Source organism: Streptomyces sp. NPDC097595 (assembly GCF_044761525.1).
Taxonomy (GTDB): domain Bacteria; phylum Actinomycetota; class Actinomycetes; order Streptomycetales; family Streptomycetaceae; genus Streptomyces; species Streptomyces drozdowiczii_A.
The window spans coordinates 1-17,544 of sequence record NZ_JBIWCN010000025.1 but is presented as its reverse complement, the minus strand read 5'-3'; the positions used below and the strand labels follow the sequence as shown (position 1 = coordinate 17,544).

General features: G+C 69.3%; 17 protein-coding genes. 11 read left to right on the top strand and 6 right to left on the bottom strand.

From position 1 onward, the window contains the following. Positions 1-81: 81 nt before the first annotated feature. The 5 genes from ACIQZN_RS30640 (at position 82) to ACIQZN_RS30620 (ending at position 7,510) form a co-directional block, all read left to right on the top strand. On the top strand, positions 82-1,431 hold the full coding sequence (locus ACIQZN_RS30640; RefSeq protein ID WP_404000773.1) for a ricin-type beta-trefoil lectin domain protein: 1,350 nt from the start codon (positions 82-84) through the stop codon (positions 1,429-1,431). Positions 1,432-1,663: 232 nt separating this feature from the next. Next, entirely contained in the window at positions 1,664-2,980 is a 1,317-nt protein-coding gene (locus ACIQZN_RS30635) for an ABC transporter substrate-binding protein (RefSeq protein ID WP_404000770.1), read from the top strand. Between the two features lie 149 nt (positions 2,981-3,129). After that, on the top strand, positions 3,130-4,113 hold the full coding sequence (locus ACIQZN_RS30630; protein ID WP_404000767.1) for a carbohydrate ABC transporter permease: 984 nt from the start codon (positions 3,130-3,132) through the stop codon (positions 4,111-4,113). Further along, positions 4,110-4,985, top strand: coding sequence for a carbohydrate ABC transporter permease (locus ACIQZN_RS30625; protein ID WP_404000764.1), 876 nt, complete (start codon positions 4,110-4,112; stop codon positions 4,983-4,985). The genes ACIQZN_RS30630 and ACIQZN_RS30625 overlap by 4 nt, the downstream gene beginning before the upstream one ends. A gap of 17 nt (positions 4,986-5,002) precedes the next feature. Continuing rightward, a complete protein-coding gene (locus ACIQZN_RS30620) occupies positions 5,003-7,510 on the top strand; it encodes a glycosyl hydrolase 2 galactose-binding domain-containing protein (RefSeq protein WP_404000761.1) in 2,508 nt (835 codons plus the stop codon). 137 nt (positions 7,511-7,647) lie between these two features. Here ACIQZN_RS30620 and ACIQZN_RS30615 read toward each other — a convergent pair whose 3' ends face one another. Then, the gene (locus ACIQZN_RS30615) at positions 7,648-8,892 is read right to left on the bottom strand and encodes an MFS transporter (protein WP_404000758.1); all 1,245 of its coding nucleotides are present in this window, start codon (positions 8,890-8,892) and stop codon (positions 7,648-7,650) included. Between the two features lie 121 nt (positions 8,893-9,013). Between ACIQZN_RS30615 and ACIQZN_RS30610 the strand changes: the two genes are divergently transcribed. The 3 genes from ACIQZN_RS30610 (at position 9,014) to ACIQZN_RS30600 (ending at position 11,920) form a co-directional block, all read left to right on the top strand. Next, a complete protein-coding gene (locus tag ACIQZN_RS30610) occupies positions 9,014-9,967 on the top strand; it encodes a LysR family transcriptional regulator (protein ID WP_404000755.1) in 954 nt (317 codons plus the stop codon). A 1,009-nt stretch (positions 9,968-10,976) separates the two neighbouring features. After that, positions 10,977-11,447: a hypothetical protein gene (locus ACIQZN_RS30605; protein ID WP_404000752.1), complete on the top strand. Its 471-nt coding sequence runs from the start codon at positions 10,977-10,979 to the stop codon at positions 11,445-11,447. After that, positions 11,444-11,920 (top strand): hypothetical protein, encoded by a 477-nt coding sequence (locus tag ACIQZN_RS30600; protein ID WP_404000749.1) that lies wholly within the window; start codon positions 11,444-11,446, stop codon positions 11,918-11,920. Before ACIQZN_RS30605 ends, ACIQZN_RS30600 begins: the two co-directional genes overlap by 4 nt. Before the next feature lie 518 nt (positions 11,921-12,438). Here the strand turns inward: ACIQZN_RS30600 and ACIQZN_RS30595 are convergent. Beyond that, positions 12,439-12,762, bottom strand: coding sequence for a hypothetical protein (locus tag ACIQZN_RS30595; protein ID WP_404000746.1), 324 nt, complete (start codon positions 12,760-12,762; stop codon positions 12,439-12,441). Positions 12,763-13,100: 338 nt separating this feature from the next. On the opposite strand from ACIQZN_RS30595, the gene ACIQZN_RS30590 reads away from it, so the two are divergent. Then, positions 13,101-13,283 (top strand): SMI1/KNR4 family protein, encoded by a 183-nt coding sequence (locus ACIQZN_RS30590; RefSeq protein ID WP_404000743.1) that lies wholly within the window; start codon positions 13,101-13,103, stop codon positions 13,281-13,283. A 17-nt stretch (positions 13,284-13,300) separates the two neighbouring features. Here ACIQZN_RS30590 and ACIQZN_RS30585 read toward each other — a convergent pair whose 3' ends face one another. Genes ACIQZN_RS30585 through ACIQZN_RS30570 form a run of 4 tightly spaced genes read right to left on the bottom strand, consistent with a single transcriptional unit; the run spans position 13,301 to position 15,977 of the window. Further along, positions 13,301-14,734, bottom strand: a complete 1,434-nt coding sequence (locus ACIQZN_RS30585) for an MvdC/MvdD family ATP grasp protein (RefSeq protein WP_404000740.1) — start codon at positions 14,732-14,734, stop codon at positions 13,301-13,303. Continuing rightward, complete coding sequence (gene tgmA / locus ACIQZN_RS30580) at positions 14,734-15,030, bottom strand: putative ATP-grasp-modified RiPP (RefSeq protein WP_404000737.1); 297 nt, start codon at positions 15,028-15,030, stop codon at positions 14,734-14,736. The genes ACIQZN_RS30585 and tgmA overlap by 1 nt, the downstream gene beginning before the upstream one ends. 12 nt (positions 15,031-15,042) lie before the next feature. Then, the gene (locus ACIQZN_RS30575; RefSeq protein ID WP_404000734.1) at positions 15,043-15,489 is read right to left on the bottom strand and encodes an ATP-binding protein; all 447 of its coding nucleotides are present in this window, start codon (positions 15,487-15,489) and stop codon (positions 15,043-15,045) included. Continuing rightward, positions 15,486-15,977 (bottom strand): ATP-binding protein, encoded by a 492-nt coding sequence (locus tag ACIQZN_RS30570; protein WP_404000731.1) that lies wholly within the window; start codon positions 15,975-15,977, stop codon positions 15,486-15,488. The genes ACIQZN_RS30575 and ACIQZN_RS30570 overlap by 4 nt, the downstream gene beginning before the upstream one ends. A gap of 284 nt (positions 15,978-16,261) precedes the next feature. On the opposite strand from ACIQZN_RS30570, the gene ACIQZN_RS30565 reads away from it, so the two are divergent. Further along, complete coding sequence (locus tag ACIQZN_RS30565; RefSeq protein WP_404000728.1) at positions 16,262-17,131, top strand: helix-turn-helix domain-containing protein; 870 nt, start codon at positions 16,262-16,264, stop codon at positions 17,129-17,131. 29 nt (positions 17,132-17,160) lie between these two features. Continuing rightward, positions 17,161-17,346 (top strand): DUF397 domain-containing protein, encoded by a 186-nt coding sequence (locus ACIQZN_RS30560; RefSeq protein ID WP_404000725.1) that lies wholly within the window; start codon positions 17,161-17,163, stop codon positions 17,344-17,346. Positions 17,347-17,544 lie beyond the last annotated feature (198 nt).

Sequence of the window (17,544 nt, the reverse complement as noted above, 5' to 3'; positions counted from 1 at the left end):
GGCCCCGCAACTCCCTGCGTCCGCCCTGCCCATGCACCGCTCCGCCCCTCAACGGAAAGGCCCCTCACCATGCGTACATCCATGGCGGCCACAGCCGCCGCCCTGGCGATCACCGCCTTGCTCGCCGTCTGCACCCCACCCGCCGCGTCCGCCTCCGCGCTGGTCTCCGGCCCGGTTGTGGGGGTGGGCGGCAGGTGTGTGGACGTGGCTGCAGCCGGTACGGGGAACGGGACCGCGGTGCAGTTGTACGACTGCAACGGCTCGAACGCGCAGAAGTGGACCGTGGGGACGGACGGCACGCTCCGTGCCCTGGGCAAGTGTCTGGACGTGACCGGACAGGGCACCGCCAACGGCACCAAGGTCCAGCTCTGGGACTGCAACGGCTCGGGCGCCCAGCAGTGGACCGCCGAGTCCGATGGGCACCTGAAGAACCCCCAGTCCGGCCGGTATCTCGACGCCCCCGGCGGTAGTACCGCCAATGGCACCCGCCTGCAGATCTGGGACCGCAACACCAACCCCTGGCAGACCTGGCACCTCCCCGACGGCACCACTCCTCCACCGGGCTCGTGCACACCGGCACTTGGCAGCGGCCAGTACGACACCCCGGTCGCCTTCGGCGGCGAGACGTATCAGGTACGTGTCCACGTGCCGCAGCGCGCCGCGGGTGCCAGGCTGCCGCTCGTCCTCGACCTCCACGGCAGCCAGTCCACCGGCCCCGGGCAGTTGTCGTACAGCAACCTGGCGCCCGTCGCGGACGCGAAGGGGTTCGTCGTCGCGGCGCCGACCGGGGCGACGCCCAGCGGCAGCGGCTACATCTGGAACGTGCCGTACGTGACGTCCGGCGCCACCCGGGACGACGTCGGCTTCCTGCGCCAGGTCATCGACACGCTCACCGACTCCGCCTGCCTCGACCCCAGCCGGATCTACGCCACGGGCTACTCCGGCGGCGGCCGTATGACCTCGGCGCTGGGCTGCCTGCTGTCCGACCGGATCGCCGCCATCGCACCGGTCGCCGGTCTGCGCGCCGGACGGCCGGACCCGGCGAACGGCGGCCGGCCCGAGCCCGCGAGCTGCACGCCCTCGCGGGCGGTGCCGGTCATCGCCTTCCACGGCAGGCAGGACACCACCAACCCCTACGACGGCGGCGGGGACAACACCGCCTGGCGCTACTCGGTCCCCGTGGCGCAACAGCGCTGGGCGGCACTGAACGGCTGCACCGCGGGCCCCGCGGTCACGCAGGTCACCGCACACGTACAGCGCAGCGTCTACAGCAGCTGCCGGGGGCAGGGCGACGTGGAGCTGTACACCGTCTCCGACGGCGGGCACACCTGGCCGGACTCGCCCCAGGACAACGGCAACGGGAAGGTCACCCACGAGATCAGCGCCAACGACCTCATGTGGGACTTCTTCCAGCGGCACCCCATGCCCTGATCGCCTGGTCCGCTACTCGAACGATCTGGTCGACTTCCCGTCGCTCGTGATTCCTGTCCGCGTCCACCTCGTAAAAGATGAACTAAAACGTTCTATGGACACGGGTCGATGTTCCCTCTACGTTGGGCACCTGTCAGCCGCCTCCGCCCGACGACGGGACACCGTCGCTGCGTGGCCTCCCGTGCGGCGTGTCCCATCAAGCACAGCTCAAGCACAAGGAGTTGGATCCGGCATGCGAAGAACAGTCCTGGCCGCCGGCGGAGCCGTCCTCGCACTGACCCTCACGGCGTGTGCCGGATCGGGCGGCGGATCATCCTCGTCCGACACGGCCACCGCGCCCAAGGACTCCGCGAAGGTCTCCGGCACCATCACGGTCCTCACCAACCGCACCGACCAGGTGCAGGACGGCACGCTCAAGGGCTACGCCGAGCGGTTCAAGAAGGAGTACCCGAACGTCACGGTGAAGTTCCAGGGCCTCACCGACTACGAGGGCGACGTCAAGATCCGCCTGAACAGCGAGAACTACGGCGACGTCCTGTCCATCCCCAACGCGGTGCCGCTCAAGCAGTACCCGACCTTCTTCGCTCCCCTCGGCTCCGCCGCCGAGCTGTCGAAGACGTACGACTTCACCGACCGCGCCACCGTCGACGGCAAGGTCTACGGCATCGCCAACATCGGTACCGCCAACGGCTTCGTCTACAACAAAGCCGTCTGGAAGCAGGCCGGCGTCACCGACTGGCCGACCACACCGAAGGAGTTCATCGACGCGCTGCAGGCCATCAAGGACAAGACCGGCGCGACGCCCTACTACACCAACTACCACGACGGGTGGCCGATGACGAACTGGGGCAACGCCCTCGGTTCGCCCAGCTGCGACCCGGCGGCCAACGACAAACTCGCCACCACCAAGGAACCCTGGGCGGCCGGGCAGGATCTGCACACCGTGGACTCGCTGCTGTACGACATCGTGCACAACAAACTCACCGAAGCCGATCCGACCACCACCAACTGGGAGAACTCCAAGAAGCTGATCGGCACTGGCAAGGTCGCCACCATGTGGCTCGGCTCCTGGGCCGTGGTGCAGATGCAGGCCGCCGCGAAGGAGGCGGGCAGGAATCCCGACGACATCGGCTTCATGCCCTTCCCCACCCAGAAAGACGGCCACTTCTGCTCGGTGGTGCGGCCCGACTACCAGTACGGCGTCAGCGCCCACTCCAAGAACAAGGCGGCCGCGAGGGCCTGGCTGGACTGGTACATCAACAAGTCCGGTGACGCCCAGGCTGCCCTGTCCATCTCCTCGGTCAAGGGCACCGCACTGCCCGCCCCCCTGAAGCCCTTCGAGGCCGCAGGCGTCGAGTTCGTCCACCTCGTCAACGAGAAGACGGCCCAGGTGGACGAGATCGACAAGGCGTCCGAGGTCGGTCTGAACGCCCAGGACTACCCGCAGCGCATCGTCGACACGGCGCGGGGCACCACCGGGGGCAGCCTGGACAGCGTCCTGAAGGACCTCAACCAGAGGTGGTCGGAGGCCCAGGCGGCCATCGGCTGACCGGCCACCCGCAGAGACCGGGGGACTCCCGCAGCGGCCGCGCCCGGAGCGCCGACGACATCTCCGGGCGCGGCCGGCCGCCGGAAGGCCCCCACCGTACGCAGCCCACCTGTGCCGCTGACCGCAGCGGCGATCGGAAGAAGGACCGGATGAGCGCACCGCGCACTGCGGGCCGCACACCTCCCGCTCGTAACCTGGCGCCGCCGGACGTGTCCGCCGCACCCGCTCGTAAGGCCGTACGGCACAAGCCCCCCGTCCGGGCGCGCCGCGGCCGCGGAAACCGTTGGTTCACCCCGTGGCTCTACCTGGCCGTGCCGCTCGCCTTCCTGGTGACGTTCACCTGCGTGCCGGTGGTCAGCCTCTTCTCCTACAGCCTCACCGACTGGGACGGGCTGAGCCCGACGAGCGCCTATGTGGGTCTGGACAACTACACGGAACTGTTCACCAGGCCGCAGCTCTTCCGCGTCTTCTGGGTCAGCCTCTTCTACCTCGCCGGATCAGCCGTCCAGATCGGCCTGGCGCTCTACTTCGCCACCGTGCTCAGTTTCAACACCCGCCTGCGCAATCTCTTCAAGGGCATCCTCTTCTTCCCCTACCTGATCAACGGTGTGGCGATCGGCTTCGTGTTCCTCTACTTCTTCCAGCCCGGCGGCACCCTGGACACGGTGCTGCACTGGTTCGGCGCCGGCCCCCACCTGTGGCTGGGCGATCCCGACCTGGTCAACACCTCGCTCGCGGGTGTCTCGGTGTGGCGCTTCATGGGGCTGAACATGGTGCTGTTCATCGGCGCCATCCAGTCCATTCCGCCGGAGCTGTACGAAGCCGCCGCGCTGGATGGGGCGAGCCGCTGGCAGCAGTTCCGGCACATCATCGCGCCGAGCATCCGCCCCATCCTCTCGCTCAGCGTCATCCTCGCGGTCTCAGGAGCTCTGTCGGTGTTCGAGATCCCGTACGTGATGACCGGCGGCGCCAACAACAGCCAGACCTTCGTCATCCAGACCATCAAGCTGGCGTTCAACTTCAACAAGACGGGCCTGGCCTCGGCCGCGGCGGTCGTCCTGCTGGTGCTCGTCCTGCTGATCACCTGGTTGCAGCGGGCCCTTTTCCCGGACGAGAAGGTGGAGCGGTCATGATCACGGTCACCGAATCGGCGTCGACCCCCCGCAGGGCGGACACGCCGTTGCGCAGCCGCCTCGCTTCATTCCTCAAGTACCTCTCCCTGGTGCTCGCGAGCGCCATGGTCCTGGTGCCTCTCGCCGCGGTTCTCCTCACCTCGCTCCGCAGCAGCGGGGAGATGGCGGAGGACGGTGCGCTGGCCCTGCCCGGCAACTGGCTGAACGTGCACAACTACGCGGTCGCCTTCACCGACGGCCACATGCTGCGCGCCCTCGGGAACACCGCGTTCATCCTGGTCTTCTCGGTCCTGGGCACCGTCCTGATCGGGTCCATGACCGCCTATGCCATCGACCGCTTCCACTTCCCGTTCAAGAAGCTGGTCATGGGGCTGTTCCTGGTGGCTTCGCTGGTGCCCAGCGTGACCACGCAGGTCGCGACGTACCAGATCGTCGACGGGATGGGAGTGATGGACACCCGGTGGGCGCCCATCCTGCTCTACATGGGCACCGACATCGTGTCGATCTACATCTTCCTCCAGTTCATCCGGTCGATCCCGGTCTCGCTCGACGAGGCGGCCCGGCTGGACGGCGCGAACTCCTTCACGATCTACCGGCGCGTCATCCTGCCGCTCCTGAAGCCGGCCGTCGCCACCGTGGTCATCGTCAAGGGCGTCGCCGTCTACAACGACTTCTACATCCCCTTCCTCTACATGCCGAGTGACGGCCTCGGCACCATCTCCACCTCGCTGTTCCGCTTCAAGGGCCCCTACGGCGCCCACTGGGAAGTCATCTCCGCGGGTGCGGCACTCGTCATCGTGCCCAGCCTCGCCGTCTTCCTGGCGCTCCAGCGATTCATCTACAACGGCTTCGCCGCCGGCGCGACCAAATGAGCGATCAAGGAGTACGCATGAAGGTCAGCACGCCCCTCACCAGCGGCTGGACCCTGAGCCTCAACCCGACCCGGCACGTCCCCGACGAGGCTCCCGACACCCTGCGCGAGGCGGCCCGACTGCCCGCGACCGTGCCGGGCTGCGTGCACACGGACCTGCTGGACGCCGGGCTGATCCCGGACCCCTTCGTGGACCTCAACGAGACGGAGGTCGCCTGGGTCGGCCGTGCCGACTGGTCCTACCGCACCGGTCTGACCGCGACGGCGGACGCGACCGGACACGAGCGCACCGATCTCGTGTTCGACGGCCTGGACACCGTCGCCGAGGTCCGCCTCGACGGCCGACTGCTCGGCACCACACGCAACATGCACCGTTCCTACCGGTACGACATCACCGGCAGGACGGACCCCGGGCGGGACACGCCTCTCCAGGTCGACTTCACCTCCGCCTACCAGGAGGCGGAACGCGTACGGGACCTGCTGGGACCACGTCCGAACGCCTACCCCGAGCCCTTCAACTTCGTCCGCAAGATGGCGAGTTCATTCGGATGGGACTGGGGGCCCACCCTGGTCACCGCCGGCATCTGGCGGCAGGCACGCCTGGAGCACTGGTCGGTGGCCCGGATCGCCGAAGTCCGCCCGGAGGTCACTGTGGCCCCCGACGGCACCGGGCGCGTACGGCTGCACCTGCGGGTCGAGCGCTCCGCACGCGGCGCCGAGCGCGCCCTGCACGCCGTGCTGGACATCGCGGGCATCGAGACGGGCGTCCACCTGCCGCCGGGTTCCACGACGGCCATCGTCGAGGCCGAGGTGCCGGACCCCGACCTCTGGTGGCCGCGCGGCTACGGGGAACAGCATCTGTACACCTGCACGCTGAACCTCACCGACGCCGACGCGCCCACCGAGGCGCTGGACCGGTGGGAGCGCCGGGTCGGCTTCCGCACCGTCGAGCTGGACACGTCCCCCGACGCCGCGGGCAGCGGCTTCACTCTCGTGGTCAACGGCGTGCGGACCTTTGTGCGCGGCGTGAACTGGATCCCCGACGACGCCCTGATCACGCGCGTCGACGCCGCCCGCTACCGGCGCCGCCTGACCCGGGCCGCGGACGCGGGCGTGGACCTCGTACGCGTCTGGGGCGGCGGTGTCTACGAGAGCGAAGCCTTCTACGACATCTGCGACGAGTTGGGCCTGATGGTCTGGCAGGACTTTCTCTTCGCCTGCGCCGCCTACCCCGAGGAGGAGCCGCTGCGCTCGGAGGTCGAGGCCGAGGCCCGCGAGAACGTCGTCCGCCTCATGCCGCACGCCTCTCTGGTCCTGTGGAACGGCAACAACGAGAACCTGTGGGGCTTCCGTGACTGGGACTGGGAGCCCGAGCTGGCCGGTGCGACCTGGGGCGAGGGCTATTACCTGGACGTCCTGCCGCGCGTCGTCGCCGCCACCGACCCGACGCGGCCCTACTGGGCGGGCAGCCCCTGGTCCGGCTCGCGCGACCTGCACCCCAACGACCCCGGCCACGGGACCAGCCATTCCTGGGAGGTGTGGAACCGCCTCGACCACGCCGCCTACCGCGACGACGTGCCCCGCTTCGTCGCCGAGTTCGGCTGGCAGGCTCCTCCGGCCCACGCCACGCTGAGGCGTGCGGTCACCGATGATCCCCTGACGCCCGACTCCCCCGGCGTCCTGCACCACCAGAAGGCCGAGGACGGCAACGGCAAGCTCGCCCGAGGGCTCGCCCCGCACTTCGCGGCCCCCGCCGACTACGACACCTGGCACTACCTGACCCAGGTCAACCAGGTGCGCGCCGTCACCACCGGTGTCGAGCACTGGCGCGCGCACTGGCCGCACTGCGCCGGAGTGATCCTCTGGCAGCTCAACGACTGCTGGCCGGTCACCAGCTGGGCCGCCATCGACGGCGACGAACGCGAGAAGCCGCTCTACCACGCGCTCGGCCGCCTCTATGCCGACCGCCTCCTCACCTTCAGGCACATCGACGGCCGGCCGGCCCTGACCGCGGTCAACCAGAGCGGTACGCCCTGGAGCGGTGAGGTTTCCCTGCGCCGCCTCGACGTCAACGGCGCGGTGGGGGCCGAGCAGCGCGTCGCTCTCGACGTCCCCGCGCGCGGGGTGACCGATCTGGAACTCCCCGCCGCCCTGACCACGGCGCAGGACCCGCGACGGGAGTTCCTCGTCGCCGACGCGGACGGCCTGCGCGCTCTGCACTTCGCGGTCGCGGACCGGGAGTTCGCGTACCCGCCGGCCGAGGCCGTCGTCAAGGTCACCCCGCAGGACGGCGGCGCTCAGGTGACGGTGACCGCGCACACCCTGGTACGGGATCTGCTGCTCCAGGCCGACCGCCTGCACCCCGAGGCCCGTGCGGACCGCGGCTTGGTGACGCTGCTGCCCGGAGAAAGCGTGGACATCACTCTCACCGGTTGGGACGGCCAGAGCATGGAGGCCCTTCCGAGCGCCCTTCGCGCGGTCAACGGATCGGGCGCACCGATCAGCTTCGGGGACGCGTCGCGGTGAGAACATCTCCGACCGGCGAGGTCCCGTGCCGCCCTCCGCGGACCGGGACCTCGCCGGCCGGAGACCGGGGAACACGGCGGGGCCACGGCGATGACGGCCGCGCCGCTGATGCCCGCCCGTCGCCCGCGCCCAGGTCCTCATGAGCGGCTGGGGGCCACCTCGGCCTCGGGACGTGCCGTACGGCTCCGCCGTCCCGGCAGCAGCAGCGGCGTGCCCAGGATGAGCACCCCCGCCACCGCGAGGGCCGGGCGCGGTCCGGTGACGTCCGCGAGCAGCCCGGCGAGCGCCGTGAGCACGGCGATGGACGCCTGCTGCCCGATCGACCAGGCGGTGAGCATGCGGGCGACGAGGTGCTTGGGCGTGTGTTCCAGCCGGTACGTGGAGAGCACCGGCCCGTACAGGCTCATGTTGACGATGATGGCCAGCTCGACGGCCATGACCGTGAGGAGCCCGACGACACCCGGCCGTACGAACACCAGCCCGATCAGCCAGACCGCGCGCAGGGTGCCCACGGTCCGGAAGACCCGGTCGCGGCCGTAGCGGGCGACGACCCGGCGGGCCAGCCGCGAGCCGATGAGCCCGCCGAGACACGGAGCGGCGAAGGCGAGACCGTACTGCCAGGGCGGAAACCCGAGCCGGCGCAGCAGGAGGACCGCCAGCAGCGGTTCGGTGGCCATGATCAGGCCGCCGACGAGCACCTGGTTGAGGTAGAGCGCCCGCAGCACGGGGTGTCCGAGGATGTGCCGCCAGCCGGCGAGCAGCGCTCCTGCCCCGAGCGGGCTTTCCTCCTTGGGTCGTGGCGCCTCCTCCTTGCCCCGGATCGCGGTGATGCCGAGCGCGGAGAGCAGATAGCTGAGCGCGTCGGCCACCACGGTGGTGACCGGCCCGAAGACCCCGATCGCCGCGCCGCCGAGGGGCGGGCCGACCGCGATGGAGCTCCAGTTCGTGGACTCGAACCGCGCGTTGGCGACGAGCAGGTCCTCCTGGCGGACGAGCATCTTCAGATACGCGCCGCTCGCCGCGCCGAACGCGATCTTCGCCGCGGCGACCACGGCCGACACCGCCAGCAGCTGGACGAACCCGAGCAGCCCGAAGGCGTACGCGACCGGGATCGACGCCATGGCAGCGAACCGGACCAGGTCCATCCCGATCATGACGGGCCGCTTACGCCGGAACTCCACCCACGGCGCGAGCGGCACCGCGATCAGCGCCCCCACGGCGGGCCCGACCGCCGACAACGCGGACACCTGGGCGGGCCCGGCGTCCAGCACCAGCACGGCGAGCAGCGGCAGGGCACCGAACCCGAGCCCCGACCCGTACGCGCTCACGGCGTAGGCGGCCCACAACCAGCCGAACGGCCGCCCCAACGCTCTTCTGCCCATGCCGCCTCACCCGTACAACCCGAAATAACCGGGTGAGAGCTAACCGCTCGACGGAACCGCAGGTCAAACAACCATCGGCGGACCGAGGCACAACCAGCGGTTGTTCACTAGGCTGCCCACCATGGACCTCCAAGCAGTGCGCACCTTCGTCGCCGTCACGGAAGCGGGCGGCTTCCAGAAGGCCGCGGCCGACCTCGCGGTCACCCAGCAGGCCGTGTCCAAGCGCATCGCCGCCCTGGAGGCGGCCCTCGGCGTACGCCTCTTCACGCGCGTGCCGCGCGGCGCCGAGCTCACCATCGACGGCCGGGCGTTCCTGCCCCACGCACGCGAACTGCTGACCGCCGCCGAGCGCGCGAGCGCGTCCGTACGCCCCGGCAGCCGCCCGCTCCGCGTCGACGTGATCGCGTCCCGCACCGCGCAGTCGAGCCTGATGCGCGCCTTCCACCGTGCCCACCCCGGAATCGCCCTCGACGTGATGATGCTGGTCAGCATGGACACGGCCGTCGCCGCGCTCCGCACCGGCGAACTCGACGCGACGTTCCGCGCGGTGGCCGCCCCCGGCCACCCCCTCCCCGACGACATCGCGTCCGCCCGCGTCCTGGACGAACCCCTCCAACTCCTCACCGGCCCCGCCCACACCCTGGCCGACGCCCCCTCGGTGACCCTCACCGACCTGGTGGGCCACCGCATCTGGATGCCGGGCATCGCCCCCGGTACGGAGTGGGGCGCGTACTACGAGGAGCTGTCGGCGGAGTTCGCCCTAACGATCGAGGCGACGGGCCCGAACTTCGGCTCGGACGTCCTGCTGGACACCATCGCGGACACCCCGGCCCTGGCCACGTTCATGGGCGAACACTCTCGCCTCATCTGGCCCGACACCCACGCCCTCCGCCGCATCCCGATCACCAACCCGACCCCGGTCTACCCCCACTCCCTCCTCTGGCACCGCGACAACCCACACCCGGGGCTGGGGGCACTGCGGTCGTACGCGGCGGCGGGGGAGTGCGGGGCGGCGGGGAGTTGGGTGCCGGGGTGGTCCCTCCTCCCGGAAGTCGAAGTCCATCGCCACTCCTGAAATGGGGGGGGGAGGGCGACAACCACTAGAACCCAGGTACGGACAGGGTCCCTTCGTTCTTGTGCTGATGCCGCGTTCGGTTCTTTCGGCCAGTTCTGGACTTTCGAGCGCTTCGGGCCTCAGCCGGCGAACGGCACCCCCGACAGGAGAGAGGGTGAACTGCGGGGCGCGGAGGCACCGGAGCCGCCCGGCCCCCTGGGCCGGGCGGCGGAACCCCCCACAGGGATCAGCCACTCCCCTTTGGTGCTTGTCCGTCACGGCCAGCACCGCCCGAGACTCAGAGCCGCTGATGCCGCCTACGGTCCGTACGGGTTCACCGGCCCGCACGCGAAGCAGCCTCAGCCACGTCAGCTCGGGGCCAGACCGCCCGAGAGCGGCAGCGAAGCAGGGGCGTGTCGGTGGTTGATTGCACCTGCGGGTTTCGGTATCACGCGCGCACACGCTCTAGAAGGGGGGAAGATTTTTCATCGCCCCAGGTCAGCGGGTTTTGGTGGCGGTTCGAATATCACCCCGGGGTGATAAATCGATGGGCCAGTTATCACCCGGGGGTTATAAAGGTACGGCGCTTTGTGTAGTGGGGGCACAATTCGCCGGGTGCGTAGCGCGAAGTGGCCCTCAGATTGTGCACAGGGGGGACAATCCGGGGCGGTGGTCACCGTGGGCGCCTCCAGGCAGCCAAGGGAACGAGTTATTACCCCCGGGTGATAGCGACACGCCGAAAGTGCAGCGGGGGAACACGAAAGTGCACCGGGGGGACAATCGCGGGCGTATGCTGCCGGTGCCTGGTTCCACTGATCTTGAGGAGCGGATTGCCGCGATGACTGCACAGCCCCAGCAGCAGCCGCGCCGGAGGCCGGCTTCGTCCGGAGCTCCTCCGCCTCCCCCGCCCAGCGCGTTTCGGGCGCCCGGGGCATTGCGGCGCACCAATGTGGTCAACCTGCCCGACGGTTACCGGGCCAGTGTCGAGCCGCCTGTCACCAGCGATGGGTTTTTGGGCGAGGCTTTCGTGATGGACAGCCAGGAATTTCTGTGCTGGCTGTCGGACTACTACCGGGACGACATTGTCACCCTGCGGCTGATCATCCGGATGATGGGAATGCAGAGGCCCGGCGGGACGGTCGAAGCGACGCAGAGCAGGCTGGCGGAGCTACTGAAGGTGAAGCAGTCGCAGATCTCCCGGTCGCTCAAGGACACTGGGAGCCTCGGAGTCACCGCGAAGGTGAAGGCAGGGCTCTACCAGCTGCACCCGCGGCTCTCGCTGCGCGGCGGCAGGGTGCCGGTGGAGCCGAGGCCGGGCATGAGGGCGCAGGGCACACTGAAGGTGGACCAACTCTCGCTGCTGGACGCCATCGAGGACAACCCCGATCTGCCCGGGGCGTTCAAAGAACTGCGGCAGTTGCCGGATCCGGAGAAGAAGCCGCTCCGGGAGGACAAGACGCGCGCCCAGGCCCGCGCCGTCAAGAAGGGTAGGACGTCATGACGATCGCTGTGGAGCCCGCGGCCCCCGAATACGTCTGGACGGCCAACAATGCCCTCGTCTTCGCACCCCGAGGCATGCCCCCGGCCGCCTACCCGGTGCTGATCCATCTGTTGGGCCGACAGGAGCCGGGCGGGCGCTGCCTGGTCACCCACGGAACCATCGCCGCCGAGATCGGCATCACCCGGTCCAAGGTCACCCGCGCACTCCAGCATCTCGGCTTCGCGCGGATGGTGTGGAAGGAAGGCAACGGTGCCTACCGGCTCAGCCCGCTGATCGCCGGGTTCCGTACCCCGGCCGAGCAGCTCCAGGCCATCGCGGCCATGAACGACGACGACCGCTTCGACCACCCCGACTTCCAAGAACGCTACGAACAGCAGATCGAGACCCACGAGCAGGAGAAGCAGGCCAAGGCCGCCGAGCGGCAACGGCGCTTGGAGCCGCCCATTGATCTCGCCACCCGCCGGCGAATCTGACCTCTTGCCTTCACCGAAGCTGCGTCGCACCAACTGGTGCGACGCAGCTTCGCGCGTACGGGAGCACGTACAAGCCAGAGCGAAGGCACTGGTGCGTCAGATTGCCGGGCTGGGCCGCAAGGTGCCGGACAGCCGCCACCGGCGATCAGCGGCCGGGGACCAAGGTCCGTCTCGATGCTTGCCCTGCACAACTGACGCACCTCCTGGCGTTTCGTGGCAGTAGTGCCACGAAACGCTGTTGATGAGTCAGGAGCAGCTGACGTTCAGGCCGAGATCCCCTGATCAAGCACCGACGCGAAGTGGCTGGTGACGGTGCCGGGCTCCGCCGTCCGGCCCGGGGGCCGAACGGCTCAGGTGCCTCCGCGCGCCGGAGTCGACGCCGACCCACGTCGCAGGTTCCGCTCTGTGGCCGAGGCCGAACCGTTCCTGAGCGGGGAGGACGGCGTGAATGTGAAGGGGACAAGCACGCCGTGAGACGGGGCGGCAGGATCCTGCGTGCCGGGGTGGGCGGTGCGGCCCTAGAACCAGTTCGCCCAGCCAAAGGTGGAAAGGTAGGCCCGTCGCCCTGCGTCCAACCCTCTGATTCCGCGAAGGAACATGACGGCCGTGGAGGCAAGGAACACCGCGCCGAAGAACCCGACAACGAAGCCTCCGATGATCGCGCCTCTGAACAGCCCCGTCACCACACTGACCACGAGGGTGATTCCCAGCCCGAAGTGCGCGGCAGGCAGGTCGGCCCGGGCCACTTCCCGCACAGCCTTGCGCGACACCCGCATATCGGAGCGATAGCGTTCCCGCGCCGCCTCCGGATCAGTGGTGAACTTGTCAAAACCCTGGTCCACGATTCCCCCGGTTCCCTACCTCGTCAGGTCGCGCCGGACTACCCGTACTGTTCCACCCAGCGACCAACCAGCTGATCCCGGAGGCCGAAGCAACTGTGTGGACCGAAGCCGTTGCAGCCCTACCCGGCACGGCAGTTCTCCAGATTCCCGCACCCGAGCCGTCGCTGACCAACTGCGCGACGGTTCTCGGCCACGTGCTCCCCACGGACCTCGCCGCCCTCCTATGAGAGACAACGGCATCGAGGACGAGTACGGAGACGGCCTCGTCTGGTCATCCGAGCGCCTCGCCGCCGAGAAGCCAGAGTCTGCGCGGGGACGCTTGGTTCGCCACCCTTTACATGCCGTTCGCCCCGCTTCTCTTCTTCGCGGACGCAGGCAACGGCAACCTGTTCGCGCTCCTCTCCACGATCGACCGCCCCGACGTCCTCGCCTGGAACCGCGAGAACGACAGCCGCACCTGGGTGGCCCCCGACCTGGCCACGTACCTCGACTGGCGGCTGACCGGACGGATCGATCTGTAGTGCCAGGCCCGACGTTCCTACAGCACCGCCGTCCACCCTCCACGCGCCAGCGTCGTCACGCCCTCCGGGGTAACGGTGACCTCCGCCCCGTACACCGGCAGCTCGCCCTCCTCGATCCACCGCCACCGCACCCCGTCGAGCAGGTCGTACAGGCGGCGCGGGCCGCCCTGGTGGACGGTGGCGGTGTGGTCGCCGGGGTGCGTGGTGGCGCGGGCCCAGGAGCCGTCGGGGTGGAGCATCCACGCCATGCGGCTGCCGCCGGGACCCGTGCCGGTGCGGTGCTCGATGCCCGGGGCGAGCAGAGTCAGCGTTGACCACACCTCCCACGCCCGCATGACGTCGAGCACGGGGAATGGCGACACGCTCGTCTCTCCGTCCTCTTCGGAGCTGCTCGCGAAGAGCTCGTTCAGCGGGGGCGGGTACGCGTCGCCGGTACGCGTGGCCATGAACGCCGCCCGGTCCCACTCGACCCGCCCGCGCGCACCGCCGTCCTCCGTCTTGTCGGCCGTGATGATCAGGCCGGTGCCCGTGATCGTCGTGACGAGCCGGCCGCCGGGCGCGAGGGCCGCGAGCCAGGACGCGGGGATGCGGGGGACCGACACCATGGAGACGATCCGGTCGAAGATGCCGGGCAGCTCGCCGGTCCCGTCGGCCGTCACGACCACCGGGTGCCGGCTGATCCGGTCGAGCCGTTCGGCCGCCGCCCGGGTCAGGTATGGATCGACGTCCAACGTGGTCACCAGCCGGTCGTCGCCCAGCCGGTGGCAGGCCAGCGCCGCGCTGTATCCGGACCCGGTGGCCAGGTCAAGCAGTCGATGACCAGGCATCAGGCGGCCGTGCCTCAGCATCGAGACGACGAGCCCGGGTGCGGTCGAGGACGACGTGGGATGCCCGGTCACGACTCTTTCCGGGTCGGCCCGGTCCGCGTGCGTGGCCCCCACCTTGGTGACCAGCGTGCGGTCCGCGTACACGGCGCCCGCCCAGCCCTCCTCGTCCGCCGGCCCGTCGACGGCCTGCCACCCGCCTCCGCCGGGCTCGAACCACCGCTCGACCAGCACATGCCGGGGCGTCCCCCGGACCGGCTCCCACCAGTCGGACCCCGGGTGGGCCACATCGGCCGCCAGCGAGGAGAGAATGCCGCCGAGCCCGGCCCGGGCCTGGGACGCGGCGAACCTCTCCTCGGGCCCGGAGAGCCCGTCGGGAAAGCGGAACGCGCCGGGGGAGCGGTAGTACACCGCGCCGACCCGCACCAGGTCCACCGCTCGGTGCTCGGTGGACAGCCCGCCCGTCCAAGCCGCCTCCTGGTCGATCCTTCCGGCCAGGGAGAGCCGCTGCGGGAAGTCCGCGGTGTCCATGCGGAAGACCTCGGCCCCGTGCCGCTGGAGTTCGGTGACGACCCGGTCGGTGGGCCAGTCGTCGTCGGCGGCGATGACGAGGATGGGTGCGGCCATCAGTCCTTCGGCCCCTCGTCCAGCGGGGGCGGGTTGGTGGTCGAGCCGTCGGGGACGGTCGGCGAGTGGGTGTTGGCCATGCATGTCAGCAGGCCCCCGTCGTACGACAGGTTGACCTGGCGCTCGTGGTCGTAGAAATGGGCAGGGACGCGGACCGCCCCGGTCGCCTCGGGCACCCGGGCGAACCGCAGCGCCCAAGGTCGGGTCCGGGGACCGGAAGGCGCCTCCGCGCTGTAGGGGATACGGCCTCCGGGCGGGGTGAGGGGGAACGCTTCGCGCTGCTCGGCGGTTGTCACGGTGTTCTCCATTCAGTCGGACGGGCCAGGGTTGACCAGGGCGCGTACGGTCTTGCCGTTCGTGTGGTGCGGGAGGAACCAGGAGACGCTGCCGCCCAGGCGGTGGACCTCCCACAGGCCACGCCCCCGGAGTCCGCGTACGGCTGCGCCGAAGTCCGGGAACGCCGGGTTGGGGTCGCTGACCTCGATCAGGAGTTGGCGCGTCTCGGTGAGCGCGAGGCGCAGTCGGATGTCCATGACATGCCCGGCGCGAGGGCATCCGTGGACGAGCGCGTTACGGACGAGCCGGTCCGTGATCTCCGTAGCGGCGCCGATGCTGCCGTCCCAGCCGAGCACGGTCAGACAGGTACGTGTGTGAATGCGGGCGAGGCCGCCGGCACTGCTGGTCGGCGGCAGGTCGATCAGCCATTCCTGCACTACGGGCGATTCACGGACCGGCTCCGACGGAACAGGCTTCACGCGCAAGGCTCTTCGGTAAGGGAGAGCGCACACCAGATGACCGCGCCCCCGTCGCCGACTCCCCAGTCGTCCGCGATCGCCTCGACGAGGAAGAGGCCCCGCCCGCACTCTTCGAGGGCGGAGGCATGTCGCACCGTCGGGGCTACGGGCGTCCCGTCCGCCACTTCGATGCGTACCACGCGTGCGGTACGGAGTACCCGCACCCCGATCGCGTCCGCGCGGCCGTACCGCAGAGCATTCGTCACCAACTCGGTGATCAGAAGTTCGACGCTGTCCGTCAGGCGCTCCAGTGCCCACAGCCGGAGGTACGACCGGGCGATGAGGCGCAGTCGGCCGGGCCACCGCCGGTCGCTCTCCGTGAGCGTCGACCGGCCCGGGGGAGTGGCACGGGTGATGCTCACTTCCATGGCGCCGATGACCGCTTCGGTCGCGTCGGGAGGTTCGGGGCGTCCAGGCAAGGGTGCTCGGTGCGCTTCCGCGAGAGTCATGGGCCAGTCCTCCGTGGGGGCATGAAGGGGGAGCGGGAGGAGGGTGCCTCTCGCACAGAAAAGCGAGTTTCTGCACTTCACAGTCACTGCAAGTGCCGATGCGACTACCGTGATGCATTGGAGAGTTACTGTGCAAGCGCGTTGGTGACTCCCGGGGAATTGGCACATGCCTGACCCCCAACAGGGCCTTGTTCAAAGGGGGGTACGGGGTGGGACACTCGGTACACGCCCCCTGCCGAGGCCGGGCACAGTGCGCGACGAGCACCAACAGGGAGAGGGCAGCAGTGGCAGCGAAGCGCGGAGCGACATTCCGGCGTAGGGAGCTCGGCAAGGAGCTGAGGAAGCTCCGGGAGAAGAAGGGGCTCACCCTTGGGGACGTGGCGGGCGAGCTGGGTTTCTCGCACACCAAGCTCGCCAGGGTCGAAATCGGTGAGAACGACCTGCCACGGGTGGGTGATCTGGAAGCGCTCATCGACTTCCTGGATCCGGACCTCCCCAAGGAGGACCTGGAAACGCTGCTTCAGCTGCACCGGGAGTCGCTGAGCAAGGAGCCCTGGACCCCCTACAAGGCGTTCATGCCGTCAAAGATGCCGACGTACCGGGGCCTTGAGCAGGACGCCACGGTGATGCGGGCCTTCCAGCCGAGCTTCGTCTTCGGCCTGTTCCAGACGGAGGCGTACGCGCGGGCGCTCTACCAGACCGCGAAACCGGTCGATGAGACCACCAGCGAGTACATCGATCAGAACGTGAGGCTTCGTCTCGAACGAAAAGAGCTGATCACCCGCTCCGAAGAGCCTCTGGAACTCCGCGTCATCATGGACGAGACGGCCGTCCGGCGGATGGTCGGGAGCCAGGAGGTCATGCTCGGTCAGTACAAGGAGATCGCGGATCTCGGGGAGCTGGACAACGTGACGATCCAGATCCTGACGCATGACGTGGTCACGTACCGCTCGGAGAGCAACTTCATTCTGCTCGACTTCGCGGGTGCGCTCGACCCCGTGGTCCAGGTCGACATGTGGAACACGATCAGTGTCACCGACGAGCGGTTCGACGTGCAGCGGAACGTCCGCCGCTTCGACGCCATGCGCGACAGCGCCCTGCCTCCGGCACGCACAGCCGGGTTTCTGCACCAACTAGCACGAGAGTGGAAATAGCCATCAATACACACGCCATGAACCCCGCCATGTCCGCAGAGCCCGCCTGGTTCAAGTCCTCGTACAGCAACGACTCCGGTGGTGCCTGCGTCGAGGTCGCCCTGCCCGGCGCCGATGCCATGGTGCGTATCCGGGACTCCAAGGACACCGCCATCCCCGGGCTGAAGGTCACGGAGACGGCGTGGGCCGCCTTCACCGCTGACATCAGCATCTGAATCGCCGATCCGGACCCGAAACGGTGGCCCCTCTGCGTCGGAGAGGGGCCACCGCCCACCAGCAGGCAAAACACGTCCGCGTCCCCCTCGATCACCCGGCTAGCCTCGAAGTTTCGTGACGGCTCATCAGGTCAACTGGTGGGCTGTTTCGCTTTGTTGTGACGGGTGCGGGCAGGCTGACGGCCCGGCTGTCGCGTC